We start from the raw sequence: 24,117 nt of genomic DNA, 5'->3' as shown, positions 1-24,117 counted from the left end.
ACGAACCGGGGATCGGCTGATCAGGATGCCGAGGTGCAGGCCCAGGTCAGGACTCGCCCGCCATGGCTTTCGTTCAATGCGTCTTGTTCGGCCTCGGCTTGCGACGACCCGTTTCCGCCAAACAGACCGCCATTGTTGCCTTTCACGAGCGCGACGCAGCCGTTCTTTCTCCATGACCTCCATGTACAGACCAGGGTGGGATTGGACTGCTTGCACCGTGCGATCGCCTTGGCTATCGCGTCGTCGCCGGAGATATTGGATTGCGCCCAGCCCCACCCGTCGATACCTGCGCTCGCGATGGCGATGTACAGGTCCGGCGGAGGAGAAGACGTGGTGATCGTCGGCTGCGGGGTGGTGTAGCTGTATGTAGGCGATGGCCGGTAGGTAGGGCTGAAGCTGGGGGATTCGGTGGGAGAGGAAGTCGTTTCGTGGTAGGTGGATGGGGTTGTCGACGCGCTGGTGCGGCCGTTGGCCGCATGCACTGCCACAATCCCGATGATCACCGCGATGACCGCGATCACGACGACGGCGACGACGGCGATGAGGGGTCCGATGCCGGTTGCCGAGCGGGTTGGCGCTGTCGGTGTATGCGGCGGCGGCGCGCTGATCGGGAACGGGCCGGACGGCGGTGGCCCTGATGGCGGTCCTGATGGGCCCGGCGGCGGTACGGAATACGAGGGGGGTCGGGAACGCGCGACCGGTATTTGTGGCGGTGGTGGTGCGGCACCGGGTGACTTGGGATCTGGTGTGGTTGTCGACGGCTGAAGTTGGGCTTGCTTCACGGCGCTCGTCAGCACGTATTTCCAGGCTTCGGGCAGTGGCCGTTGGTGAGATGGCTTCGTTAGTGCGTCGGTGATGACTTGGCGCAGCAGCGCCGGGGCGGTGGGGGGAAGGTGGTGTGGGTTGGTCGTGTCGTGGTCGCCGGTGAGCAACCGAAGCGCCAGCAGACCCAGTTTGTAGGTGTCGGAGTAGATGGTGGCCAGCTCCTCGCCCGGGGGCGCGTTCCAGCCGGGTGTCTCCACCTGGGGCAGCGCCGAGACACCGTTGATGCGCATGGCGTCGCAGTCGATGAAGTAGACGGCCTCGCGCGGACTGAGGGAGAAGAGCAGGCTTTTCGGTGAGATGTCGCCGACGCACACTCGGTGCTTGTGCAAGAACGCCAGCCCGGACGCGACCTCGCGCAGCAGCGTATAGCGTTGCGCGTCGTCGATGGTGATGCCGCGGGCCACCAGCACTGTCGGGTGATTCAACAGGTGCTGGAATTCGGCGGTGCTGGTGGAGACGCCTTTGACCGTGGTCAGCTGGATGAGGAATTCGTCGGGAATCGCCGGCATCACGAAACCCATTGGGCTGCCGTGGTTTTCGACGATCGCGCACGGCCAGGCCGCGATCGAGATCAGTCGTTCGGCTTGCGCGTAGGTCAGTGATTCTTCGACCAGCGCCGGCATTGCGGCCAGCGTGGTGAAGTCGATCTGCGCGCGGTTCTGGGGTTTGTATTCTTTGTAGACCATCGAGGTCGCGAACTTGGTCTTGACGTTGGGCGCCCGATAGACCACCCCTTGGCCGCCCTGACCGATCTTGGTCAGGACTCCGAGCCTCTCGCGTTCGATCACTTGGCGGGCCTTGGCCGGTGTCTCGCGCTGCCCGGGGGGCGGCGCGGCGTCGCCGCTCCGTCGCCGGCCGCCATAGCCTTCGGCCGGTTGCCGCATCTGGTTATCAGGATGGTGCGGGGGATGGCTCGGAGCCGGGGCATTGGGGAGCGCTTGGCGGGCGGCGGTGGCCAATTCCTTTGCGCTTCGATAACGACCGTCGGGATTTTTCGCCAGACCGGTGGCGATCACCGCATCGAAGCCGGCGGGGACGGCAGGGCGCAAGATGCTGGGTTTCGGCGGGTCCACGGTCAGGTGCCCGGCGATCTGCTGTTCCATATTGTCTGCGGGATAGGGCTGGGTACCGGTCAGGCACTCAAACAGCACGCAGGCCAGCGAGTAGACGTCGGCGCGGGGATCGGTGGTGCCGGTGGTGAAGCGCTCGGGGGCCATATAGGCAAAGGTGCCGACCATGGTGCCGGTCTGGGTGAGTTTGGTGGCCGTCGCGTCGTGGGCGATGCCGAAATCGATCAGATACGTGAAGTCGTCGACGCTCACCAAAGCATTGGACGGTTTGACGTCCCGGTGCACCAGCCCGACATCGTGCGCCGCCTGCAGCGCCGCAGCCAATTGTTCGATCACGTGGACGGCGCGTTGCGGGGCCATCGGACCGTCGCGGGCCAGTAGGGCATGTAGGTCGGTGCCGGTGATGACCGGCATCACCAGATACAGCTGGCCCTCGATTTCGCCGGTGTCGTAAATCGGGACAATGTGCGGCTCGGTCAGCCGGGCTGCGATATGGGCCTCGCGGCGAAACCGTTCCCGATAGCCCGGTTCGGCGCTTAGCTCGCTGGGCAAGACCTTGACGGCGACATCACGGCCGATCACGCTGTCATGGGCCTTGTACACCTTGCCCATGCCGCCCTCGCCGATCAGCGCGATCAGCCGGTACCGGCCAAATACCACCTCGTCCACCGGCGGCCTCCCTGCCCGCACCTCAGGCCGGTAATGCTACCCACTCGCACCCCAAACCATCGCCGATTCGCCAAACCGAAAGCCAGCCATGCCCGCGGCAGACGGATTGGTGTCAGATGGCCTACTGCGTGTGAAATGCATCGGCTAGCGGATGCTGGTGCACCGTCGAAACTCGACGAGGTTGGGGCATAACAAGATTCGCTACGGCGCCAACATCTTTCACCATCGGATTTCCGGTAAACACCGGGTGACGGTTCGACCTTTTGGGGCTACCGATCTCCGGCTCTGGGGAGCTCAGATGCGCTTGTGCCGCAACGATTTTTGTCTCAGCAACGATCCTCGACGTCATCGCAGCGGCCTCAAGCCGCTGGGCGTCTCAGGCCGTTGGGCTATTACCGGGATCTCTTGCGGTGTCTCTCTTTTGGGCCATATGGCGACCAAAGTACGGTCGTCGTCGAAGGTTTCGCGGCTGAAGTCAACAGCGTGAGCGAACTCGATAAGCGAAGGCGGCTTGGGTTGGTCCAACAATTCCCGCAGCAGATTGCCCACGCCACCTTGACCGGCGCCCAGGGGGTCGCCGATTCCGTCGGTACCGATCAACAACACGTCGTTATCGGCGATCTCGACCACCACGGGTACGACATCGGCGGGCACCCGCGGCAGGCCCACGACCGCCGACGACGCGACCCCTGAGGTTGGCACCGCCTTGCCGCCCAGGATCTGGACGAAGTGGCCGGCGGACAGCCGCCATGCAACCGAATCACCCACACTAGTCAGGTGGGCGCGCAGGGTTGCGTGGCCGATGGGCTCGATCACCGCACACACCAGGGTCGTCGCGAGTTGCTCCTCAGCGCGCAGCGGATCCGGCGCTCCAAGTTCCAGTAGGCCTTGGGCTCGTTCGATCAGCGCCCACGCAGTGCTTCTGAACAGGCTTATCCAGTCGGTCTCGGCGGTGACCTCATTGAGGTGAGTGTGCAGCCATTCGGCGGCTTGTTTGGTGGCGACGCTGGCGCCGATGTGCGATTGCGGTGCCTGCGAAACACCATCGGCCACAAGGACAATCACCCGTCCGTCGGGCAGGTGATGGGCTGCGAAATCATCCTGGCGGGGCGCGCCGTTGTAGCGATGCAAATGCCCGCGTTGCGACACTCCACGCAGGGTCATGACGTCGGTGGACCACCCGTCGATGACCACATCGGGATGAAATGGCACCGAACGAAAACTCGCTCCGATCGGTGCGGGTTCGGTCGCCGGGGACGGTGATCCGACGACGATCTGCGGGACAGCGACGGCACCGATGACTGGGGCAACACCCGACGCTCCGGATGACGAAGGGCCGGTGTTGACCGCGATCAACCCACCATGTGACGGCGTTGCCTGGACCGTGGGCAATTCCAGCGGAGCGGTTGGTTCGTCATCGTATGGCCTGCCGTGTTTTCGACTGCGCCACCCGACCATCGATGCCAGCCCTAGACGACGTCCACGGCCAAGGTGAATCCCTCTGGTCTCTCAAACTGCAACTCGGCAGAGCCGGTCGCCAACGCCTGCCCAGAACTGATCACCGACTGCGTCAGCGAGGTCAGGAATTCCGAGATCGCCGCGCCGGTATCCACACCACGGGCAGCGACGAAAGCGAAGTGCGGCTTGGTGGCCAACTCCGCTACGGTCGCCGCATCGGCATCGCCGATCCCAAAGGCGAGGATGTTCGGCGCTGCGGGCTGGGCCAACAAATTGGACCGAACCGACCGCCAATCCTCATGTCCGTTGGGTAGACCATCCGTCAAGAAGAACACCGCCGGCCGATGCACCGTATACCCTTGGGCCTTCAGTCCGGGAATGTCGACTCTGATCCGGTACGCGAGCTGATCGAACGCCGATGCGTACGACGTCATCCCATGGGCACTTAGCACCGGCATTCCCTGAAGTAACCGCAAATCAGCGGGTTCCAGGTAGGTGAATGCCGTATCGGAAAAACCGATCACCGAAAACCGCACCTTCGCTGCGGCAAACGACTCTCGCTGCAGCGCGTCATGCAGCGATGACAAGCCGTCATTCAGCTCACCGATGTTGCGTCCCATCGAACCCGACTCGTCGGCAACAAAATAGACCGGAAGAATTGAACCCCTGGGCTCGGCCGCCGGACCCGGCGCAACGTTGAAGGGATTCACCATGGTTGGGGCACTCGCGGTGGGGGCGGACACGCCGCTATGCCATCCCTGGCCGTCCCAATACATTTGGCCCGGCTGGCCACTGGGGTCCGGGTACCAACCGGCTGGCGGTAGTTGACTGGTCATGTTCGCTCTCTCTGCCGGAAATGCCCAGGATCTCCGAAGGCGGGGATTCTTAGTTGCTACCGTTCGTCTCGGCCGATCGTGCAAAGTTTGATACGAAAGCCTTGGAAAATTCTTAACGGATTCTAGGCGGATTCAGATGACCTCGAAAGTGCCGTCATCATTCCTCGAACCGGGAGCATCTTTGTGACGACGCCCGACCGGCCAGGCTGGTATGACGACCCGCTCGACGCGAACGCACAACGTTACTGGGACGGTCAAGATTGGACGCCGCATCGTCAGCGAAAGCCGGTCCCGCGCTCCGCCCCCTCGACACCGCCGCACCGGCCGGGGCTGGCGCATTCGCCGACGGTGCCGGGCCAGCGGCTTCCATCCGCCCCAGTTCCATCCGCCCCAGTTCCGTCCGCCCCAGTTCCATCCGCCCCAGGGCCCCCGCCTACGCCTCCGTCGTCGCCACCGTCGGATCAACAGCCAAACCGATCACCTTCGGAGAAATCCGAGCAAGACTCGCCGCGGCGATCCCGGATCCCGATCGTCGTCGTGACCCTCATCGCGGTGTTAGCCCTGGCCGCTGGCTTGGTGTACAAGTTCGTGCTGACCGGCGGCGGCGGCAGGTCAGTTGGCACCGATCGTCCCGGCACGGACATGACAGCCACCAGCGCCGCGGCACCGACTTCGGAGCACACCACGCAACCAGCGAGGCCGTCAGGGCAAACCACACCCTCGACTCCGCCTGCCGAGTCAGTCGTGGTTCTGCCGTTCACCGGACTGGATCGCCCCACCGGGGTGGCGGTGGGCAGCGACGGGGCGGTCTACGTCATCGACTCCGGTAACGGTCGGGTGCTGCAACTGGTGGCGAGCCGCGCGGCCGAGTTGCCGTTCACGGGTCTGGGTAGCCCGACCGGCGTGGCGGTGGATGCCGCGGGCTTCGTGTATGTCACCAACTCCGGAAACAATCGGGTGCTGAAATCGGCGGCGGGCTCGAGCAGCACCATCGAGTTGCCCTTCACCGGGCTCAACCGTCCCCACGGCGTGGCGGTGGACACCGCCGGGACCGTCTACATCACCGACAGCGGAAACAACCGGGTGCTGAAGCTGACGACGGGTTCGACCAGTCCAACCGTGCCGCCCTTCACCGGCCTGAATAAACCGACCGGTGTGGCGGTGGACAGCGCCGGCAACATCTACGTGACGGACAGCGGTAACAACCGGGTGGTGAAACTGGCGCCAGACTCGTCCGCTGAGGTCGTGCTGCCGATCAGCGGCCTCAACAAACCGGATGGCGTCGCGGTCGACAGCGCCGGCAACGTGTACGTCGCCGATAGCGGCAACGATCGGGTGGTGAAGCTGGCGGCCGGCTCGAGTAGCCCAACCGTGCTGCCCTTCACCGGGCTCAACCGCCCCTCCGGTGTTGCGGTGGACAGCGCCGGCAGCCCCTACGTCACCGACGCCAGCAACAATCGGGTGGTGAAACTGGGCTCAGGATGAGGCGGCCGCGCGTTGCCTCAGCCAACCGGATCGCGACCGAAGGCGGGCATGATGAGAGACGATGCGCATCCCGACGGTACTGCTGTGTTCGCTGGTAAGCCTGACCATGGTGCTGGCCTGCGACCCCTCGGGCGAGGATCCCGCCGCGGAGCCAGCGCCGCCCGACCCGCGGGTGGGCGCGATCTTCCTCAACGACGGCAAGGTACACGTGTGCACGGGTTCGGTGCTGCACTCCGCGAGCGGGAACCTGATGCTGACCGCCGCACACTGCCTGCTGGGCGGCTTCCAGGCCAGTTTTGCCCCCGGTTTCTCCGGAAATGTCGAGCCGGCCGACCTGTGGCGGGTTGACGAGGTCTACCTCGATTCGCGCTGGATCGCCAAGAAGGATCCTCGTGCCGACTACGCGATCGCACGGGTCAGCAATCAGCACGGTGGGTCGTTGGAGGCGCACGCGGGGGCCGCGCTGACGCTGGGCGCCACGCCGCCGCCCGGAACCCGCGTGACGGTCACCGGCTATCCGGCGGGGGCCGGTGGCTCGCCGATCAGTTGCCAGGGCATTACCGCGATGACCCCAGGCGGCTTTCCGTCGCTGGCATGTGACGGGCTGGTCGGCGGCACCAGCGGCGCGCCCTGGGTCACCGGCAGCACGGTGACGGCGGTGATCGGCGGCCCGGAAGGCGGCGGCTGTCAGGCTGACATCTCGTACTCGGCGCCGTTCGACGAGCACATCAAGCAGCTGCTGGCGCGCGCCGAAACCGGCGGGCCCGGTGACAAGGCGCCGACCGGCTACGACGACGGCTGCTGACTCGGCTCAGCGGCGGAACTGGTTGAGCGCGCGCATCTTGTTCGTCACATCCAGCGCGGCGACCTTGTAGGCCTCGGAGAACGTCGGATAGTTGAACACCGCGTCGACGAGGTAGTCGATGGTGCCGCCGCATCCCATCACGGCCTGCCCGATGTGCACCATCTCGGTGGCGCTGGTGCCGAAGATGTGCACGCCCAGCAACTTGCGGTCGTCGGTGGACACCAGCAGCTTGAGCATGCCGTAGGAATCGCCGGCGATCTGGCCGCGGGCCAATTCGCGGTAGCGAGCCACGCCCACTTCGTAGGGGATCGCGTTCTTGGTCAGTTCCACCTCGGTGGCCCCGACGTAGGAGATCTCGGGAATCGAGTAGATGCCGATCGGCTGCAGTTCGGTGATGCCGTCAACCGGTTCGCCGAAAGCGTGGTAGGCCGCCAGGCGGCCTTGTTCCATCGAGGTCGCGGCCAGTGCCGGGAACCCGATGACGTCGCCGACGGCGTAGATGTGATCGACCTTGGTCTTGAAGCTCCCGTCGACCCAGATCCGCCCGCGCCCCTCGACCTCTAAGCCGGCGTTCTGCAGGTCGAGGTGGTCGGTCTGACCCTGGCGTCCCGCGGAGTACATGACCGTCTCGGCGGGAATCTGCTTGCCGCTGGCCAGCGTGGTGACGGTGCCCGCGGCGCCCACGTCGACCGCGGTCACTTCCTCGCCGAACCGGAACGTCACCGCCAGGTCGCGCAGGTGGAATTTGAGCGCCTCGATCACCTCGGGATCGCAGAAGTCCAGCATCGTTTCGCGCTTTTCCACCACCGTCACCTTGGTGCCCAGCGCGGCGAACATCGAGGCGTACTCGATGCCGATCACGCCGGCACCGACCACGACCATCGACGACGGCAGCGACCGGAGATCCAGGATGCCGTCGGAGTCGAGCACCCGTTGTTCGTCGAACTCGACGCCCGACGGTCGCGCCGGCCGGGTGCCGGTGGCGATGACGATGTAATCGCCGGTGACGGTGGTCATCTCGCGGCGGCCCGGGTCTTCGATGCAGATGGTGTGCGGGTCCACGAACCGGCCGTGCCCGATCAGCAAGTCGACGCGGTTGCGCATCAACTGGTTGCGCACCACGTCGACTTCCTTGCCGATCACGTGCTGGGTTCGTGCCAGCAGGTCGGCGGGAGTGATGCGGTCCTTCACGCGGTAGCTCGCCCCATAGAGCTCGCGTTGGTTCATCCCGGTGAGGTAGAGCACCGCCTCGCGCAAGGTCTTGGAGGGGATGGTGCCGGTGTTGACGCAGACACCGCCGAGGCTGCGGCCGCGTTCGATGATGGCGACGGATTTACCCAGCTTGGCCGCGGCGATGGCGGCTTTCTGTCCGCCGGGCCCCGACCCGATGACGACGATGTCGTACTCCTGCATCGAACCCATGCATAGACGATAGAGCCCACAGTCGAGACTTTCTCCACAGACGACAGCTCAATCTCACTGTGCGAGTGCAGGCTGACGGTGCCGGTTGCCACGTTGGTGCCTATGACGAAGCATCGACCTGACTTTGAACTCAACCGTCCCGCGGCGCTGATCGCCGCGCTACCCGCCGTCCTCGGCTTTGTGCCGGAGAAATCGCTGGTCCTGGTGTCGATGGACGGCGGCGAACTGGGGTCGGTACTGCGCGTCGACCTCTCCGACGAGCTGCCGGGCCGGATCGAGCACCTGGCCGAGGTAGCCGCGGCGGCCGAGCCCGAGGCCGCGGTGGCGGTGATCGTCGACGCCGAGGGCGCGCAGTGTCCGTGCTGCAACGACGACCACCGGGAGCTATGCGAGAGGCTTGCGGACGCGCTCTTGCAACATGGGGTGGTCCTGTGGGCTGCGCACGTGGTAGATCGGGTGGCCCGCGGCGGGCGCTGGCGCTGCGTAGACGGTTGCGGTAGGGGTGGGCTGATCGACGACCCGTCGGCGTCTCCGCTGGCGGCGGCGGCCGTGCTGGACGGCCGCCGCCTCTATCCGCGGCGCGCGGACCTGCAGGCCGTCATCGCGGTCGACGATCCGGCGCGCAGCGCGGCATTGGCTGGCGCCGTCGAGCAGCAGGCGGCCGTGCGCGAGAGCGCTTATCGCGCGGATCCGGAGGGCCGCTGCCGCACCGACATCGAGCAGGTGATGGCCGCCGCGGTCCGGGTCGCCGGCGGCCAGTCGCTGTCCGACGCGGAGTCGGCGGAACTAGGGTGCATGCTGACCGACGGCCAGGTGCGCGACATCCTCTATTCCCTTGCGGTCGGCGAGAACGCCGCTGAAGCCGAGGCGCTGTGGGCCGTGCTGGCGCGACGGCTGCCGCAGCCGTGGCGGGTTGAGGCGCTGGTGCTGCTGGCCTTCAGCGCGTACGCCCGCGGCGACGGGCCGCTGGCCGGGATGTCGCTGGAGGCCGCCTTGCGCTGCGACCCCGACCATCGGATGGCGGGCATGCTGGACACGGCATTGCAGTCGGGCGTGCGGCCCGAGCGCATCCGTGAACTCGCGCTCACCGGCTATCGGCTCGCCAGGCGACTCGGTGTGCGGCTGCCGCCGCGTCAGGCGTTCGGCCGGCGCGCAGGCTAGCGTTGGGCTGCCGAACAGACGCAAAATCCCCTAAATCAGCTCTGATTCAGGGGATTTTGCGTCTGGTGGCGCGGGCTCGGGTCAGACCTTTTCGACCTTGACGGCGTGCGCCATCTCATGGGGCAGGGTGACGTTCTCGTGACCGGGTATGAGGATGGTCACGCCACCCGAAGGGCTGGTCTCGACGGTCACGCGCGCGTTGGGCACCACGCCGGCGTCTTTGAGCCGGGTGATCAGATCGATGTCACCCTGCACATGCTCGGTTAGCTGGCGCACGACGACGGCCACGGGCGATCCGGCGGGCAACTCGGTCAACCGGACCAGGTTGACGCCGTCGGCATCGGACTCCGAACCCACGCCCAAGTCCAGCAGACCCGGAATCGGGTTGCCGAACGGCGAGGTGGTGGGGTTGTTGAGCACCTTGACCAGCCGGCGCTCGACGTCCTCGCTCATCACGTGCTCCCACCGGCAGGCCTCGGCGTGCACTTCTTCCCACGGCAAACCGATGACATCGACCAGCAGCCGTTCGGCAAGGCGGTGCTTGCGCATCACCGCGACCGCCAGCGCGCGGCCCTTGTCGGTGAGCTCCAGGTGGCGGTCGCCGGCCACATGCAGCAGCCCGTCGCGCTCCATCCGGGATACCGTCTGGCTGACCGTCGGCCCGCTTTGGTCGAGCCGCTCGGCGATCCGGGCACGCAGCGGCGTCACGCCCTCTTCCTCGAGGTCGTAGATGGTCCGCAGGTACATCTCGGTGGTATCGACCAGCTCGTTCATCCAGCACCCTCCATTGACGCTGAGTCTACTTGGCCAGCTGCGTGAATGGGTCCAACGCGTCCTAGGCAAGCAGTATGCCCGCCGCGATGCGGCGGGCATACTGTCTGCTACCTAGCTCGGGGCTGTCAACTCGCATACGAGCGCAGCCGGTCGGCGCGCTCGCCGTGGCGAAGCTTGCACATCACGTCCCGCTCGATCTGACGCACCCGCTCGCGGGACAAACCGAACAGCTTGCCGATCTGGTCCAGCGTGCGCGGTTGGCCGTCGTCCAGGCCGAAGCGCAGCCGGATGACCTGATGCTCACGCTCATCGAGTGTGGCCAGCACGCTGCGGATGTCGACGTGCAGCAGCTCGGCAATCACGGCGTTCTCTGCCGACATCGCCTCGGCGTCCTCGATGAAATCGCCCAGTGGGGCCTCTTCCTCGGAGCCGACCGGCATGTCCAGGCTGACCGGGTCGCGACTGTGCTCGAGCAAGTCGTTGATCTTCTCGATCGGGATGCCCGATTCGGCCGCGAGCTCTTCGTCGCTGGCTTCGCGTCCGAGATTCTGATGCATCTCGCGCTTGATCCGCGCCAGCTTGTTGACCTGTTCGACCAGGTGCACCGGTAGCCGGATGGTTCGGCTCTGGTCGGCCATGCCGCGGGTGATGGCCTGCCGGATCCACCAGGTCGCGTACGTCGAGAACTTGAATCCCTTTGTGTAGTCGAACTTTTCCATCGCGCGGATGAGGCCCAGGTTGCCCTCCTGGATGAGGTCCAGCAACGGCATTCCCCGGCCCGTGTAGCGCTTGGCCAACGACACGACCAGCCGCAGGTTGGCTTCCAGCAGGTGGCGGCGCGCCGCCTCACCGTCGCGCACCACAGCCGCCAACTCGCGTTTGCGGTTCTCGCCGAGGCGCTTACGCGTCTCGAGCAGGTGCTCGGCGTACAGCCCGGCCTCGATGCGCTTGGCGAGTTCGACCTCGTCGGCGGCGTTGAGCAACGCCGTCTTGCCGATGCCGTTCAGGTACACGCGTACCAAATCCGCCGCGGGGCTCTGCGCATCAAGATCGTTATCAACTCGGCTCGCGGTGGCCCGTGTCGTGGGGTCGGCCCCCTTGATGCCTGCGTTGGCCCCCCTCATGGCGGCGTTGGCACCCCTTGCGGCTGCATCAGCCATTGCGCCCTCCCGATTGGCTTGTGTTGTCATGTGGTCTAACGACAAACCTCTACGGAGAGTTCCCAGGCCCCTGTGATCTCACACGCCTTGACGTGCGGAAATGTGCCGTGGACCTGAGAATGTCCTGAGAAGTGTGGCGAGCGGGCGCAATTGGAGAAACTTTGAGCGCGCCGACCGGCCGCGATGGCTAACCCAGGTCGTCGGGACCCGGACGGAAGGGGTGCCCGGCCGGGTGTGGCCGTGCCTCCAGGGCGGGCCGCTCAGCCGTCGGGAACAGCGGTGTCCGTCGCTGCACTCGGTCAAACCGACGAGGCTCGTTGGCGCGGCGCGGCGGCCGGTCGTTGGCGATCAGCACAGCCATCCACGGCAACGGCACCGACACCGCCACAATTAGCAGCGAGATCAGACCGTTGTGCCACGCGCCGTACGCAATGGCGGCCAGGATGAGGGCCGGAATTCGAAACGCCATCAGGGTCAGGTATTTGCGTACCCGCGCCCGGTGCTCTTCCTCATACGAGGGCGCTGCGGCGGTGATCAGCACTGGCCTGCCGTCGTCGTCGAAGCCCTGGTCGGAACCGCGCTTCATCTCTTCACTCTCCCACACCAGATCGATTCGGTGCTCATTCGGTTTCGCCACGTCGATCAGCTGCAGCTCGACCAGTGCACAATGTCAGGTATGCAGACCCAGACGATCGAACGCACCGATACCGACGAACGCGTCGACGACGGGACCGGCAGCGACACGCCCAAGTACTTCCACTACGTCCGCAAGGACAAGATCGCCGAAAGCGCCGTCATGGGCAGTCATGTTGTCGCGTTGTGCGGGGAGGTATTTCCCGTCACCCGGGCGGCCAAACCGGGTTCGCCGGTGTGCCCGGAGTGTAAGCAGATCTACGACCGGCTCAAGAAGGGCTGATCACGTCGGTTGATCTGCCGCGGCAACGTTGTCCTGTGACGGGGGAGGGTGGTACTCCTCTTCCCGACGCACCCGCGCGACCAGCCAGCGACGCAACCGGTGGGCATGGGTGGCCTGCGCAGGGAACTCCTCCTGAATTGCGGCGTTGAGCTCGGCGCCGAACATCACCGCGAAGCCCCCGAAGAACGCGAACAACAGAAACGCGATCGGCGTGGCCAGCGCCCCGTAGGTGTAGCCGGTGCTGGTGATCCACTTCAGGTAGAACCGCAACCCCAGCGTGGCGGTCACGAACACCCCGGTCGCGAAGATGGCGCCGATGATCAGCCGATGCGACGGCAGTGGTACCGGCAGCGATACGCGATACAACACCATCACGCCCAACATCAGGCCGACAATCAGCATCGGGTAATAGCCGTAATGCAGGAAGTTGCCCAAGGCCGGGGGGATGTGCTCAGCCACCTTGCGGGGTCCGACGACCGCCAGCGGCGCGGTTGCCACCAGAAACACCAGCATGATCACGTAGAGAAACAAAGAGAAGAATCGTTGTCGCACCGGATGACGCAGCGGCGTCTGATCATGCGCTTCGACGACCGAGTCGACAAACGACGAGATTGCCGACGACCCCGCCCACAGCGAGATGACGAAGCCCAGTGACACCACCTCGCCGCGGGCATGTTTGGTGACGTCGCGGATCGTCGGCTCGATGATCTCGTTGACCACACTGGGAGCGAAGAAGCTGTGGGCGGTCGTGACCAACGTCTTCTCGATGGCAGGCAGCGTGTCGGCGCCGAACAGCGGGGCGACGAAGGCCAGGCAGCCCAGCATTCCCAACAGCAGCGGCGGCAGGGACAGACACGACCAGAAGCCCGCTTGCGCGGACTCCGAGAAGATCGAGTCATCCCAGCTTTTCGATAGCGCCCTTTTGCTTATTCGCCACACATGATGACGGGAGGGCTTGGCGACTTGGTCAGTCATACCCATCCAGCATTACCGATGACGGGCAGTGCAGCCCACTCGGTGGCGGATGAGTTTGAAAAATTCAGCTTCCGCTCACCTCGAGCACGGCGGCTTGCTCGGTGAGTTTCGCTTGGTGCTTGTTCGCGTGGTGCATGCAGAAGAGCAGTTCGGCACCGGAAGCCAGCTTGGCACGGACGCGCGCGGCTGCGCCGCAGCGGTCGCAGCGGTCAGCTCTAGTCAGTTCGGGACTGGTCAGAGTTGCGTTCATGGCGTCTCCGTTTCTGGCGTGTCTTCAACTGTGTCAGACGTTCGGGGTTTTCGCCTTGTTCCCCGCGCGTTATCAGGTGTGTCGTTTCTCACGGATTTCACCGCCGCCGGTCAGGCAAGCTGGCTACTATGCCGTCCGCCCGCGTACTTGTGCACTTATGCCCGGTCGAGGAGTGGTCGCGCGTCGGCAGTGACGGCGAACTTCGGCCAGCAGCGGACGGCTCGTTTGTGCACCTATCGACTCCGGGCCAGGTGCATCTGCCGGCCAATCGGCTCTACCGCGGACGCACAGACCTGCTTCTGCTCTATATCGACCCGACGGCGCTCGGCGCACCGGTCCGCTGGGAACCGGGAGTTGCGACGGACCCCGAGTCGATGCTGTTCCCGCATCTGTACGGCGCGCTGCCGGCAAGGGCGGTGATCAAGGTCACCTCCTACTCGCCGGCGCCCGACGGCAGCTTCCCGCCACTAGCCGACACGTAGGCGTCGGCTTCGATTTCCACCAGCAGGCCGGGCTCGATGAGCGCGGACACTTCGACCATGGTCGCCACCGGACGTATCTGTCCGAAAATCTGCGTGTGTACCTGTGCGACTTCCCGCCAACGGGAAATGTCGGTCACAAAGATGCGAGTACGGACCACGTCGGACAGCGTCGCGCCCGCCTGGGTGAGGGCAACCTCGATGCGGCGCAAAGCATCTCGGGTTTGGGCGGTGAAATCCTCACCGCTACCGGTGGTCCCGGCCACCGCGACGTACGGACCGACCCGTACCGCACGCGAATAACCGACGACCGATTCGAAGTCGGATCCCGACGGGATGTTTCGGCGACTGGCTGGCATGTGGTGACACTACGTCGACGCGATCGTCGGCGCAGCAGAATTTTCGGCAGCGGATTACTCATCCGGGTCAACCACGGGAAGTGATGTCCCGCAGCAACACTGGCGGATCAGCAGTACTGCGGTGGTCATCGGTCGGTGCGAGGCCACTACACGATTTCGGCTGCAATCGCATCAACGACGCGGTCACCGAAAGGCATCCGCTCGGTATCAGTTTGCGCAACAACATAGGTGGACAGCGGTGGGTGGGCCACCATCGACGGAGCAAATGCGCAGCGTGTCGACCACAGAGGTGATTGCCTGATGCTCTTTCGCTGTTGTCGTGCGGTTGGCGCGCTTGCGGCGGCTGCTCTATTGGTCTTCTCCACGGACACCGGGCCGGCATCGGCCGTCGACCCCTTTGAGATGCAGAGCCCGAATTTGTTGGTCAACCCGGGCGCCGAGCTCGGCGACCCGTCGTTGTCCGGATACAGTTCGGTGTCCATCCCGGGCTGGGCCGTGACCGGCACACCGACCGTGATCAAGTATGGAACCCTGCGCCGGCTGCCGTGGCCACTCGGGACTCCCGGGCCGACTTTGCCTGCGGCCCTGGGATTTCCGCGCGCCCAGAACGGGCCTCCGGACGGGGCGGTACAGTTCTTCGGCGGTGGAAATGTGGCCACCTCCACCCTCACCCAAACCGTCGACTTGCGCGGCTTGCCCGCCAACGGCGCCGTGCCCTACCGGCTGAGTGGATGGCTGGGAGGCTTCCTGGAAGACCCATCCGCAGCGACGGTGACGGTCACCTTCCTGGACGCAAACCAAACACAGGTGGGCAGCGGAAAGATTGGGCCGGTCACGGTGCTTGATCGACGTTTGCGAACCGGGCTCCTCGCACGTGAAACCACCGGGACGATTCCCGTCGGCACCCAAAGTGCCCGTGTGGTCGTCACCCTCAAAGACAGCAACCCGGTGTTCGGCAGCTACAACAATGCCTACGCCGACAACATCTCGTTCACGGTGGGCGCTCCACTGCCGGCTCCACCGCCGCCGGAGCCACCGGCGTCCAAAGTCGGCCCCCTCGACCACGTGTTCATGATCTATCTGGAGAACCATGGCGTCAAAGACATTCGGGGCAGCCGCAATGCGCCATACATCAACGGTCTCATCGACAACTACGGATACGGGGCGAACTACTACGCGCAAACCCATCCCAGCATTCCGAACTATTACCCGATCCTGGGCGGATCGGACTTCGGCTTCAACTACAACTGCGAGCTGGACTGCTTCGACGAGCCCAACCTGGTCGACAACATCGAGCGAGCGGGCAAGGGCTGGGCCAGCTACGAACAGTCCATGCCGTCACCGTGTTTCACGCGGTCCTCGGGTCCCTACAGCCCCGGTGAACTACCATTTCTCGCCTTTCATGACATAGTCGCCAATCCCGCTCGCTGCCAGGCACATGTGTTGCCGCTGGAGCGGATGGCCACCGATCTCGCCTCGACCGCGACCACACCGAGCTATGTGTGGTGGGCTGCGGACGAAAACCACAACATGGAAGGCCCGATCAACCTCGAATTCATCATCAGCCTGCTCACGGATCATCAATACAACATCAAGGCTGGCGATAAGTTCCTCGCCGATACGCTGCCCATCATCCTGAATTCGCCCGCGTTCCAAACACAGCGCAGCGCCGTCTTCATCACTTGGGACGAGGACTTCAACAACCTGTCACTGGGCATCGGCAACCAAGGCAACCATGTTCCCATGATCGTCATCGCGTCACCGAATTCCGGTATGCGCCAGGGGCATTTGGTCGCAGGCCATTACAACAACCACTACAGCTTGCTACGCACCATCGAAGACTCGCTCCAACTTCCCCGGCTCACCAACAACGACAAATTCGCCCAACCGATGAACGACTACTGGCCCTGACACGAGCCTTCTCCTGCGGGCCGTCCAGGCGTAACGTGACCCATGTTCGGGGTCGACGAACAGGAAGAACTGCCATGGCAGCCAAATTCGAGATCAGCAAGGACAAATCCGGAAAGTTCCGGTTCCACCTCAAGGCAGCCAACGGCGAGATCATCGCCGTCAGTCAGGGCTACGAGACCAAGGCGAGCGCCGAAAAGGGCATTGAGTCCGTGAAGACCAGTGCTCCCGCCGCCAACGTCGTAGACCTGACGCAGCCGCAGCCCGCGCACAACTAGCGCTGTCCTCGGTCACCCTCGCGCGCCGGGAATTCGCTTGGCGTGCGCAGTTGAAAGCGCCCCGCTGCCCAACAAACCCGTCAGGGGCTACGTGCCAAAGCCTCCGTCCGGAGAAGATGGAGACGCGACGGCAGTCGCCGGTGCGTTAGGACCTGCGCCGAGGCGACTGGCTGCGAAGGCCGCGCCCTGGTCGATCACAGCCGCGTTGCTCGAATACGTGTCGTGTGCGCGGAAATTCATTCCGTCGGTACAGATCGGGTCTTCCGGAGCGCATACCTGGATGGTCTTGGGCTGATAGAGCGGCCCGATGACGACTGGCGGCTCGCCGAAAAAGTTCATCGCCCGCTCGTTCGGCAGTGCATAGAGCACGACCGACGAGATGTGGTTCGCCACCTCGGGGTCCAGCGGCTTGGGTACCGTCGCCGGATCGATCCCGTTCGGTACGGACGCTGAGGTGACGAAGCCCATTACGGCCGCGCCTTGGGAATAACCGCCGAGGACCATCTTGGTGTTGGGGCAGTCGTGCGCCATCGAGACGACGTGCGCGCCCGCGTCTCGAATGCCCTGGAGGCCCGCGTTTGTCCAGTCAAAGGTTGCGGGGTAGTTGACCGCATAGACGTCGAACGATCTTGCGCCAACGCGGGGGCGCAGGGAGTCGATGAATGCCTGTCCGGTCGGGCCGACGCCAGGAGGATCGTCGGTGCCGCGCGCGAACACCACTTGAACGTCCGGACACGGATCGGCGGAGGCATTAGGGATTGCCGACGCGAGAACCGAAGCGCTGACCCCCCACACCGCGACCACCGCAGGAGCAAGCAAACGAGAGATGTGACGTGCAACCCTGCTGCAACGGTATCCATGCATGTGATCACTAAACCACGACTTATGGGCACTGTAACGGTGTCCGGTGTGGCATTCTGCGTGGGTGTCCGCTGGGCCGAGGAGCTCATCGAGCCGGCACGCGCCGTCGGCCACCCCCGGCTCACGGCTCTGTGTGTGCTGGCGTCGAATTGCTTTGTGACCGGCCGCATCGATTCGGCACTTCGCTATACCGAGGCCGCCGAGCGGGCGATTGGCGATGGAAGCGACCACATCCCTTACGGCGCAAAAGGATTCATTGGCGCGGCGTATGTTGCTGTCGGCCAGACGGAAGGGTGGATTCGGTGTTGCCGCGCGCAGCTCGCGGGCAGTCCGGACGACGACACACCCACCAGGACGTGTCTGGTCATCGCACTGTCGATTACCGGCTCCCAGGACGACGCGATGGCAGCAGCGAACGGTCTGATCGACGCCGCCGAGGCGACCGGCAATCCGTATGTGCATGCCTGGGCGATCCTCGCCCACGGCATGGTCGCCCATGACACGGACCCCGTCGGCTCGCTCGCTGTCATGCGTCGTGGCCTGGAGATCGCCCAAGACAGCGGTAACCGCTTCGTCGTGTCCACGGGCGCCTACGAGGTGGCCCGCCTGGAGGCCGAGCACGGCGACCCGCGGGCCGCCTTTGACCTCTTCACGCTGGCGATCGGCAACTTTCACGACGCAGGTAACACCTACATGATCGGCGCCCCCCTCGGATTTCTTGCCGCTTTTCTAGACCGGCTCGGACGCTACGAGCCGGCGGCCATCATCGCCGCTTTCGCGGTCAGGAACCCGCTCGCCGGTCTTCCCCACATGGCAGAGTTCGGCACCGCGATCGCTCACCTGCGCGATGTGCTCGGTGAGGCGGCCTACGAATCGCTTGCGCGCAAGGGTGAAACGATGGCCACCGCAGAGATGGTGGCGTATGCGTACGACCAATCGACCAGGCCCGAGCGGGATTGGAGCGCCCGGCCTGAATCCGTCGGACCATGCCTACGTAGCCTGAAGTCGTTGCCACTCAGCCGAATCGGACTGCATCCGCTCAAGCAAGCGCGCCAACCACTAAATGTCGCGCGACGCGACTATTGCGTCAGGCCGCTTGCCTCAACTGAATGGTGTGCCGCCAAGTCCCGGTTCCGTGTCCGCACGCTGCCACCGTGTAGGTGACTTTAGCTGTGCCCGCAAGCGTGTTGGCATCCCACGAATAGTGAATGTCCTGGGCGCTGGGAACTTGGGTACCGTCACCGCAGTCGGCCGTGTCACCTGCTACGTCCATTACCCACTGACCGTTCGTGAAGTGCGCTTGCGAAGCAAGCCCGTTGCCAAGGTCGACGTTCGCGCATTCGTCGCCGCAGGGTGTGAAGTTCCAAGTGGCAGTGGTACTTCGGCCTGCCGAGCTGGTATCTATCGCAGTGTAGGGACCGCTCATCGTCGTCTCAGCCCACCCGTTGCCAGCTGTACCGACAGCTAGGCCGGCGAGCATGGCGGCTGCGACGAACCCTTGTTTGACGGCCATGTTCGTTGAACCTCCGAGCCACGAGTGCGAGCAAATTCGGAGAATAGCATCGGTTGAATTCGGGGCAAATCAGCCTGCACGGCGCTAGTACGCAATTGAACTGACCAGCAAAACAATGGTCAATGCACTTTGTGTGCGAATCCGTTGTGGCACCGCCCCTTTCAACCCCGGCATTTTCGCCGAGCCGGCGGCTGGTGCGGACGGTCACCTGGGTGACGGTCGCGTTTATGCCTTTGGGGTCATGACTGGGCAGTCTTCGCGCCAACAGGCTGGGTTTCGCCTGGCTCCTTCATTGGCTATTGACGCCACGAAAGCCACACCTAGGAGAAGCACCAGCGGCACGAATACGAATGGGTACGTGGCGATCGCGGCAAAGCCGATGAGCGTGCCCGGCACCACCAACGCCATCGCGGCGGTCGGATGCTGTTCGCTTAGGTCGGCGAACCTCGCCAGTGCCGCCAACGTTGACGCGACCCACGGATGCCGATCGGGCCACCCACCGTACGAGCGACGGGTTTCAAGGCCGCAACCCCAGCAGGTTTGTCCGCTCATCCGCTTATCATGTCACCGATTGCTACGTTTATCGCGGCTTATCGCGGCGGGCCATCGCAGGACACTGACTAGCGTTGTAGCGGCAAATATTTTGGACTGAGTCCATCCATCGGGGAACAACACCCTTGCCTGGGTCTCCCAAACCCGAGGCCGTATCTGCGCTGACGAGGACCAGGACAAGGCTTCCCTCGCCCATGCCGCGCGGCCCAGCAACTCGATCAGCCGGTAGGCCGACCTTGCGGCGGCCGCGTCATCCAAACGCCGTAGTTGCAGCGGACGAGAGCCCGGCTGCGGGCAGGAGTGCAATCGACCGGCAGTTTTGCAAATCCCGACGTAACAATCGCGCAGGTCGTATCCTCGGATCGACGCTTTTGGAGAACACAGCCGGTCTCGTGCTCTCGACGGCAACCGCTAGGGACCAACAATGATTCTTATTGCGCTCTTCCTGTTCGCTGTGTTCGCGATCATGGTCACTGCCGTAGTGATTGGCATCATCGTGTTGGCGGTGCGATCAGGACACATGAAAATCCCCGAAGGACCGACCAGTCCGGGGCCGGGAAAAACTCTCTGCCCAGGCAGCGGGAATCATGGTTACGGCCAGTACGGCGAAGGCGCAGGTGATCCGTTCAGCACCCACCAGCGCTTCACCGATTTCATGGTGCGCTGTCAGGCCTGCGGAAAGGTGGTTAGCTGCAACGCGGACGGTCGGGTTACGAATCACTACCGATGACCGGTTGGGCCGACTCCGAGCGCGAAAAGCGTTGAGGGAGGGCCACTTTCAAGCGCCAGTCAGTCCAGATAGTCGCGCAGGACCTGAGAACGGCTGGGGTGACGCAACTTTGACATCGTCTTGGACTCGATTTGGCGGATGCGCTCGCGGGTCACGCCGTAGACCTGCCCGATTTCGTCGAGCGTGCGGGGCTGGCCGTCGGTGAGACCGAAGCGCAGCCGTACCACGCCGGCCTCGCGCTCGGACAGCGTCTCCAGCACCGACTGCAGCTGGTCTTGCAGCAACGTGAACGACACCGCGTCGACGGCCACCACCGCTTCGCTGTCTTCGATGAAATCGCCGAGCTGGCTGTCACCCTCGTCGCCGATGGTCTGATCCAGTGAGATCGGCTCGCGGGCGTACTGCTGGATCTCGAGCACCTTTTCCGGCGTGATGTCCATTTCCTTGGCCAGCTCTTCAGGGGTGGGCTCCCGGCCCAGATCCTGCAGCAGCTCGCGTTGGATGCGGCCCAGCTTGTTGATCACCTCGACCATGTGCACCGGGATGCGGATGGTGCGCGCCTGGTCGGCCATAGCGCGGGTGATCGCCTGCCGGATCCACCAGGTGGCATAGGTGGAGAACTTGTATCCCTTGGTGTAGTCGAACTTTTCGACCGCCCGGATCAAGCCCAGGTTGCCTTCCTGGATCAGGTCCAGGAACGCCATCCCGCGGCCGGTGTAGCGCTTGGCCAGCGACACCACCAACCGCAGATTGGCTTCCAGCAGATGGTTTTTCGCGCGATCGCCGTCGCGACAGATCCACATCATGTCGCGGCGCTGAGCCGCCGGCAGCTTCTCGCCCTTCTCCGCGTACTCGGCCATCAGCTGCGTGGCGTACAGACCGGCTTCGATCCGCTTGGCCAGCTCGACCTCTTCCTCGGCGTTGAGCAGTGCCACCTTGCCGATCTGCTTGAGGTAAGCCCGCACCGAGTCCGCGGATGCGGTGAGTTCGGCGTCCTTGCGGGCCTGTCGCAGCGCCTCGGATTCGTCCTCGTCCCAAACGAAATCGCCGGAGGCCTTGTCCTTTTCGCTGGGCTCGGCGATCTCTTCCTCGTCTTCGGCGGCCGGCTCAGCGGGTGCCGCAACGACTACAGCCTCGCCGTCCTCAGCCTCGGCGTCCGCCTCGAGGTCGACCTCGTCGGCCTCGGCGGCAACCTCCTCTAAATCGTCGAGGTTGATATCGGCGGCATCGATGTCGAGATCTTCGTCCGGCTCGACGTCGAGATCGGGGTCGATCTCGAGGTCCTCGGTGGCATCGGCGTCCTCGGTGGCAACGAGGGCGTCGGGATCCTGCGCGACCGCTTCCGCGGCCCCTTTGGACCCGCCCTTCGTCCCGCGGGCGGACGTCCCCTTGGCGTCGGCGCCTTTCGCCCGAGTTTTCTTGGGGGTGGCAGCTGCCTGAGCGGTCGAACCGGACTTGGTGGCCTTGGATGCAGTCTTGGTGGCCCGCTTTGCTGGGGCGGTGCCATTGCCGGCCTTGGCCGCCGCCCGCTTGGCGACTGTCTTGGCCGGAGACCCGTGAGAGCCAGAAGACCCGGACGACTTCGCGGTGCGCTTCACCGGATCGTCAGTTGCTGGACTCGTCTTGGTCGCTGCCACATAGACCCCTTCGGTCGGACTCACTTCCGGTGGATCTGGGCGTGCTTAACCGAAAGTGTCTGCTATGTCGAATGTCGGCGTTGATACCAGCGTGAATACTCGCGCGTTATCGGTCGGGCGGCCGCCGGTGACCATTGTAACGACAATGCGCGCCCATACTGCGCCAGCAGGCAAAATTCAACGCGTTCTCAATGCGTGACATCTGTGGTCGAGGCCATGGCCGCACCGACTATCCCGGCCGTGTTCTGCAAGGCTGCGGGCACCACTGGGGTGCGGTTTTCCAGCAAATGTATCCATTTGTCAGCCTTGCGGCTGATACCGCCGCCGGCGATGAACAAGTCCGGCCACATCGCGTTCTCGATGGTGATCAGCACCTTGGTCACCTCTTTGGCCCACTTTTTGAAGCTCCAATTGTTGTTCTCCTTGACCGACGACGCCGCTCGATGCTCGGCCTCCTCACCGCCGACCTCGAGATGCCCGAACTCGGTATTCGGTATCAACGTCCCGTTATGGATGACCGCGGACCCGATTCCGGTGCCGAAGGTGAGCAGCACGACCAGCCCGGTGTGTCCCTTACCGGCTCCGTAACGCTCCTCGGCCAGCCCGGCCGCATCCGCGTCGTTGAGCACGACGACGTCCTGGCCGTCCAGTTCGGCGCTGATGATGTCGCGCGCGCTGGTCCCGATCCAGGACTTGTGCACGTTGGCCGCGGTCTGCACGATGCCGTGGGTGACGACGCCGGGGTAGGTCACGCCGAGGGAACCGGTCCAGCCGAATGCGTTGACGACCTCGGCGATGGTCTTGGCCACGGCCGAGGGGGTGGCCGGTTGCGGGGTCAGCAACTTGACCCGGTCGCCGACCAGCTGGCCGGTGTCCAGATCGACGACCCCGCCCTTGATGCCGCTGCCGCCGACGTCGATGCCGAATCCACGACGTTTCGGCGCGGTGCCGGATGCTTCGGACACGAGATCGGTGCTGGTCATCGAATCTCCTCGGCGAGACATGCGAGACATTTGGCTGCTCGCTCACCTTAAAGCGTGCCGAACCATTGTGGTGACGGGTTGGACACGAGTCGGGCGCCGTTCCGGTCAACTGTGATGCGATAGAGCGGTGACGCCCGCTGACAACGACCCGGAGCGGCTGCGGTCGGCGGCCGAAACGCTGGCCGCCGAAGCCGCTGCGTTCGTGCGCGCCCGGCGTGCGCAGGTGTTCGGCAGTGATGTCCGCACCGCCGCGGACGGCGGCAATGTGGTGCGGACGAAAAGCAGCCCGACCGATCCGGTGACGGTGGTCGACACCGAGACCGAACGCCTGCTGCGTGATCGGCTGGCGCAATTGCGGCCCGGCGATCCGATCGTGGGTGAGGAAGGCGGCGGTCCCGACGGCCGGTCATCCCCGCCCCTCGACACTGTCACCTGGGTGCTGGATCCCATCGACGGCACCGTGAACTTCGTCTACGGCATCCCGGTATATGCAGTGTCGGTCGCGGCCCAAATCAACGGCGTGTCGGTAGCCGGCGCGGTCGCCGACGTCGTGGCCGGCCGGGTGTATTCGGCGGCGAGCGGCCTGGGCGGACGCGTCACCGACGAGCACGGGACGCACCCGTTGCGGTGCACCCCCGTCGAAGATTTGTCGATGGCGTTGGTGGGCACCGGCTTTGCCTACTCGCTGCGGCGCCGCACCGCGCAGGCCACGCTGGTGGCGAGGATGCTGTCGATGGTCCGCGACGTGCGCCGGATGGGCTCGGCGGCGCTGGACTTGTGCATGGTGGCGGCGGGCCGGCTGGATGCCTACTACGAGCACGGGCTGCAACCCTGGGATTGCGCGGCGGGTGCCCTGATCGCGGCCGAAGCCGGCGCCCGGGTGGTGCTGCCGGACTACGGCTCACCGGATGGCAGCGCCCAACTGGTATTGGCGGCTGCGCCCGGCATAGCCGACGAACTGTTGGCGGCACTCAAGCAGTGCCACGGCCTGCAGCCGATGCCGGGCTGACG

At 64.6% G+C, this 24,117-nt stretch carries 22 protein-coding genes and 2 pseudogenes; 11 read left to right on the top strand and 13 right to left on the bottom strand.

Going from position 1 to position 24,117, the window contains the following annotated elements:
- Positions 1 to 20: 20 nt before the first annotated feature.
- From AC5Y2L_RS11995 to AC5Y2L_RS11985, 3 genes are all read right to left on the bottom strand, one after another.
- Positions 21 to 2,564 (bottom strand): protein kinase domain-containing protein, encoded by a 2,544-nt coding sequence (locus AC5Y2L_RS11995; protein WP_499934667.1) that lies wholly within the window; start codon positions 2,562 to 2,564, stop codon positions 21 to 23.
- A 345-nt stretch (positions 2,565 to 2,909) separates the two neighbouring features.
- Positions 2,910 to 4,022 carry a protein phosphatase 2C domain-containing protein gene (locus AC5Y2L_RS11990; protein WP_499943953.1) on the bottom strand — a complete coding sequence of 371 codons (1,113 nt, stop codon included), beginning with the start codon at positions 4,020 to 4,022 and terminating at the stop codon, positions 2,910 to 2,912.
- Between the two features lie 11 nt (positions 4,023 to 4,033).
- Positions 4,034 to 4,858: a DUF2510 domain-containing protein gene (locus tag AC5Y2L_RS11985; protein ID WP_499934663.1), complete on the bottom strand. Its 825-nt coding sequence runs from the start codon at positions 4,856 to 4,858 to the stop codon at positions 4,034 to 4,036.
- Between the two features lie 183 nt (positions 4,859 to 5,041).
- On the opposite strand from AC5Y2L_RS11985, the pseudogene AC5Y2L_RS11980 reads away from it, so the two are divergent.
- The 3 genes and pseudogenes from AC5Y2L_RS11980 to AC5Y2L_RS11970 form a co-directional block, all read left to right on the top strand.
- Positions 5,042 to 5,143 (top strand): annotated as a pseudogene (locus AC5Y2L_RS11980) (DUF2510 domain-containing protein); the annotation flags it as partial.
- A gap of 465 nt (positions 5,144 to 5,608) precedes the next feature.
- Positions 5,609 to 6,343 (top strand): annotated as a pseudogene (locus AC5Y2L_RS11975) (NHL repeat-containing protein); the annotation flags it as partial.
- A gap of 61 nt (positions 6,344 to 6,404) precedes the next feature.
- Positions 6,405 to 7,148, top strand: coding sequence for a trypsin-like serine peptidase (locus AC5Y2L_RS11970; protein WP_499934662.1), 744 nt, complete (start codon positions 6,405 to 6,407; stop codon positions 7,146 to 7,148).
- Positions 7,149 to 7,154: 6 nt separating this feature from the next.
- Here AC5Y2L_RS11970 and sthA read toward each other — a convergent pair whose 3' ends face one another.
- On the bottom strand, positions 7,155 to 8,561 hold the full coding sequence (sthA, locus tag AC5Y2L_RS11965) for a Si-specific NAD(P)(+) transhydrogenase (protein ID WP_499935019.1): 1,407 nt from the start codon (positions 8,559 to 8,561) through the stop codon (positions 7,155 to 7,157).
- Positions 8,562 to 8,672: 111 nt separating this feature from the next.
- On the opposite strand from sthA, the gene AC5Y2L_RS11960 reads away from it, so the two are divergent.
- On the top strand, positions 8,673 to 9,731 hold the full coding sequence (locus AC5Y2L_RS11960) for a DUF4192 domain-containing protein (protein ID WP_499934661.1): 1,059 nt from the start codon (positions 8,673 to 8,675) through the stop codon (positions 9,729 to 9,731).
- Between the two features lie 81 nt (positions 9,732 to 9,812).
- Here the strand turns inward: AC5Y2L_RS11960 and ideR are convergent, their stop codons facing one another.
- The 3 genes from ideR to AC5Y2L_RS11945 all read right to left on the bottom strand — a co-directional run bounded on the left by ideR (position 9,813) and on the right by AC5Y2L_RS11945 (position 12,269).
- Complete coding sequence (ideR, locus tag AC5Y2L_RS11955; protein WP_067238074.1) at positions 9,813 to 10,505, bottom strand: iron-dependent transcriptional regulator IdeR; 693 nt, start codon at positions 10,503 to 10,505, stop codon at positions 9,813 to 9,815.
- A 125-nt stretch (positions 10,506 to 10,630) separates the two neighbouring features.
- On the bottom strand, positions 10,631 to 11,629 hold the full coding sequence (sigB, locus tag AC5Y2L_RS11950) for a sigma-70 family RNA polymerase sigma factor SigB (RefSeq protein WP_499939807.1): 999 nt from the start codon (positions 11,627 to 11,629) through the stop codon (positions 10,631 to 10,633).
- A gap of 223 nt (positions 11,630 to 11,852) precedes the next feature.
- On the bottom strand, positions 11,853 to 12,269 hold the full coding sequence (locus AC5Y2L_RS11945) for a DUF3099 domain-containing protein (protein ID WP_499939806.1): 417 nt from the start codon (positions 12,267 to 12,269) through the stop codon (positions 11,853 to 11,855).
- 72 nt (positions 12,270 to 12,341) lie between these two features.
- On the opposite strand from AC5Y2L_RS11945, the gene AC5Y2L_RS11940 reads away from it, so the two are divergent.
- Entirely contained in the window at positions 12,342 to 12,581 is a 240-nt protein-coding gene (locus tag AC5Y2L_RS11940) for a DUF3039 domain-containing protein (RefSeq protein ID WP_499939796.1), read from the top strand.
- Here the strand turns inward: AC5Y2L_RS11940 and AC5Y2L_RS11935 are convergent, their stop codons facing one another.
- Together AC5Y2L_RS11935 and AC5Y2L_RS11930 are read right to left on the bottom strand one after the other, a co-directional pair.
- A complete protein-coding gene (locus tag AC5Y2L_RS11935; protein ID WP_499939794.1) occupies positions 12,582 to 13,556 on the bottom strand; it encodes a YihY/virulence factor BrkB family protein in 975 nt (324 codons plus the stop codon).
- 64 nt (positions 13,557 to 13,620) lie between these two features.
- Entirely contained in the window at positions 13,621 to 13,806 is a 186-nt protein-coding gene (locus AC5Y2L_RS11930; protein ID WP_499939793.1) for a DUF7455 domain-containing protein, read from the bottom strand.
- A 128-nt stretch (positions 13,807 to 13,934) separates the two neighbouring features.
- On the opposite strand from AC5Y2L_RS11930, the gene AC5Y2L_RS11925 reads away from it, so the two are divergent.
- Entirely contained in the window at positions 13,935 to 14,288 is a 354-nt protein-coding gene (locus AC5Y2L_RS11925) for a DUF952 domain-containing protein (protein ID WP_499939791.1), read from the top strand.
- Here AC5Y2L_RS11925 and AC5Y2L_RS11920 read toward each other — a convergent pair.
- Positions 14,240 to 14,644, bottom strand: coding sequence for a RidA family protein (locus tag AC5Y2L_RS11920; protein WP_499939789.1), 405 nt, complete (start codon positions 14,642 to 14,644; stop codon positions 14,240 to 14,242). The two genes, AC5Y2L_RS11925 and AC5Y2L_RS11920, sit on opposite strands and share 49 nt — an antisense overlap.
- Positions 14,645 to 14,944: 300 nt before the next feature.
- On the opposite strand from AC5Y2L_RS11920, the gene AC5Y2L_RS11915 reads away from it, so the two are divergent.
- Positions 14,945 to 16,555 carry an alkaline phosphatase family protein gene (locus AC5Y2L_RS11915; protein ID WP_499939787.1) on the top strand — a complete coding sequence of 537 codons (1,611 nt, stop codon included), beginning with the start codon at positions 14,945 to 14,947 and terminating at the stop codon, positions 16,553 to 16,555.
- Between the two features lie 74 nt (positions 16,556 to 16,629).
- A complete protein-coding gene (locus AC5Y2L_RS11910) occupies positions 16,630 to 16,830 on the top strand; it encodes a YegP family protein (RefSeq protein WP_499939785.1) in 201 nt (66 codons plus the stop codon).
- Positions 16,831 to 16,917: 87 nt separating this feature from the next.
- Here AC5Y2L_RS11910 and AC5Y2L_RS11905 read toward each other — a convergent pair whose 3' ends face one another.
- A complete protein-coding gene (locus AC5Y2L_RS11905) occupies positions 16,918 to 17,694 on the bottom strand; it encodes a cutinase family protein (RefSeq protein ID WP_499939804.1) in 777 nt (258 codons plus the stop codon).
- A gap of 153 nt (positions 17,695 to 17,847) precedes the next feature.
- On the opposite strand from AC5Y2L_RS11905, the gene AC5Y2L_RS11900 reads away from it, so the two are divergent.
- Positions 17,848 to 18,855, top strand: coding sequence for a hypothetical protein (locus tag AC5Y2L_RS11900; RefSeq protein WP_499939783.1), 1,008 nt, complete (start codon positions 17,848 to 17,850; stop codon positions 18,853 to 18,855).
- Between the two features lie 1,325 nt (positions 18,856 to 20,180).
- The gene (locus AC5Y2L_RS11895; protein WP_499939781.1) at positions 20,181 to 20,486 is read left to right on the top strand and encodes a hypothetical protein; all 306 of its coding nucleotides are present in this window, start codon (positions 20,181 to 20,183) and stop codon (positions 20,484 to 20,486) included.
- A gap of 59 nt (positions 20,487 to 20,545) precedes the next feature.
- Here the strand turns inward: AC5Y2L_RS11895 and AC5Y2L_RS11890 are convergent, their stop codons facing one another.
- Complete coding sequence (locus AC5Y2L_RS11890) at positions 20,546 to 22,123, bottom strand: RNA polymerase sigma factor (protein ID WP_499939802.1); 1,578 nt, start codon at positions 22,121 to 22,123, stop codon at positions 20,546 to 20,548.
- A gap of 188 nt (positions 22,124 to 22,311) precedes the next feature.
- A complete protein-coding gene (gene ppgK / locus AC5Y2L_RS11885) occupies positions 22,312 to 23,106 on the bottom strand; it encodes a polyphosphate--glucose phosphotransferase (RefSeq protein WP_499939779.1) in 795 nt (264 codons plus the stop codon).
- A 127-nt stretch (positions 23,107 to 23,233) separates the two neighbouring features.
- On the opposite strand from ppgK, the gene AC5Y2L_RS11880 reads away from it, so the two are divergent.
- On the top strand, positions 23,234 to 24,115 hold the full coding sequence (locus AC5Y2L_RS11880; protein WP_499939777.1) for an inositol monophosphatase family protein: 882 nt from the start codon (positions 23,234 to 23,236) through the stop codon (positions 24,113 to 24,115).
- The last annotated feature ends 2 nt before the right edge of the window (positions 24,116 to 24,117 follow it).

The organism is Mycobacterium sp. NGS66 (genome assembly GCF_059812225.1).
The sequence above is the reverse complement of the archived record's forward strand: the minus strand, read 5'-3'. Positions and strand labels throughout refer to the sequence as shown.

Bases quoted from the DNA above. Each gene is read 5' to 3' on its own strand.
- AC5Y2L_RS11990 (WP_499943953.1), bottom strand. From the start codon at position 4,022: ATGGTCGGGTGGCGCAGTCGAAAACACGGCAGGCCATACGATGACGAA.
- AC5Y2L_RS11985 (WP_499934663.1), bottom strand. From the start codon at position 4,858: ATGACCAGTCAACTACCGCCAGCCGGTTGGTACCCGGACCCCAGTGGC.
- AC5Y2L_RS11970 (WP_499934662.1), top strand. From the start codon at position 6,405: ATGCGCATCCCGACGGTACTGCTGTGTTCGCTGGTAAGCCTGACCATG.
- sthA (WP_499935019.1), bottom strand. From the start codon at position 8,561: ATGCAGGAGTACGACATCGTCGTCATCGGGTCGGGGCCCGGCGGACAG.
- AC5Y2L_RS11960 (WP_499934661.1), top strand. From the start codon at position 8,673: ATGACGAAGCATCGACCTGACTTTGAACTCAACCGTCCCGCGGCGCTG.
- ideR (WP_067238074.1), bottom strand. From the start codon at position 10,505: ATGAACGAGCTGGTCGATACCACCGAGATGTACCTGCGGACCATCTAC.
- sigB (WP_499939807.1), bottom strand. From the start codon at position 11,629: ATGAGGGGGGCCAACGCAGGCATCAAGGGGGCCGACCCCACGACACGG.
- AC5Y2L_RS11940 (WP_499939796.1), top strand. From the start codon at position 12,342: ATGCAGACCCAGACGATCGAACGCACCGATACCGACGAACGCGTCGAC.
- AC5Y2L_RS11935 (WP_499939794.1), bottom strand. From the start codon at position 13,556: ATGACTGACCAAGTCGCCAAGCCCTCCCGTCATCATGTGTGGCGAATA.
- AC5Y2L_RS11930 (WP_499939793.1), bottom strand. From the start codon at position 13,806: ATGAACGCAACTCTGACCAGTCCCGAACTGACTAGAGCTGACCGCTGC.
- AC5Y2L_RS11925 (WP_499939791.1), top strand. From the start codon at position 13,935: ATGCCGTCCGCCCGCGTACTTGTGCACTTATGCCCGGTCGAGGAGTGG.
- AC5Y2L_RS11920 (WP_499939789.1), bottom strand. From the start codon at position 14,644: ATGCCAGCCAGTCGCCGAAACATCCCGTCGGGATCCGACTTCGAATCG.
- AC5Y2L_RS11915 (WP_499939787.1), top strand. From the start codon at position 14,945: ATGCTCTTTCGCTGTTGTCGTGCGGTTGGCGCGCTTGCGGCGGCTGCT.
- AC5Y2L_RS11910 (WP_499939785.1), top strand. From the start codon at position 16,630: ATGGCAGCCAAATTCGAGATCAGCAAGGACAAATCCGGAAAGTTCCGG.
- AC5Y2L_RS11905 (WP_499939804.1), bottom strand. From the start codon at position 17,694: ATGCATGGATACCGTTGCAGCAGGGTTGCACGTCACATCTCTCGTTTG.
- AC5Y2L_RS11895 (WP_499939781.1), top strand. From the start codon at position 20,181: ATGATTCTTATTGCGCTCTTCCTGTTCGCTGTGTTCGCGATCATGGTC.
- ppgK (WP_499939779.1), bottom strand. From the start codon at position 23,106: ATGACCAGCACCGATCTCGTGTCCGAAGCATCCGGCACCGCGCCGAAA.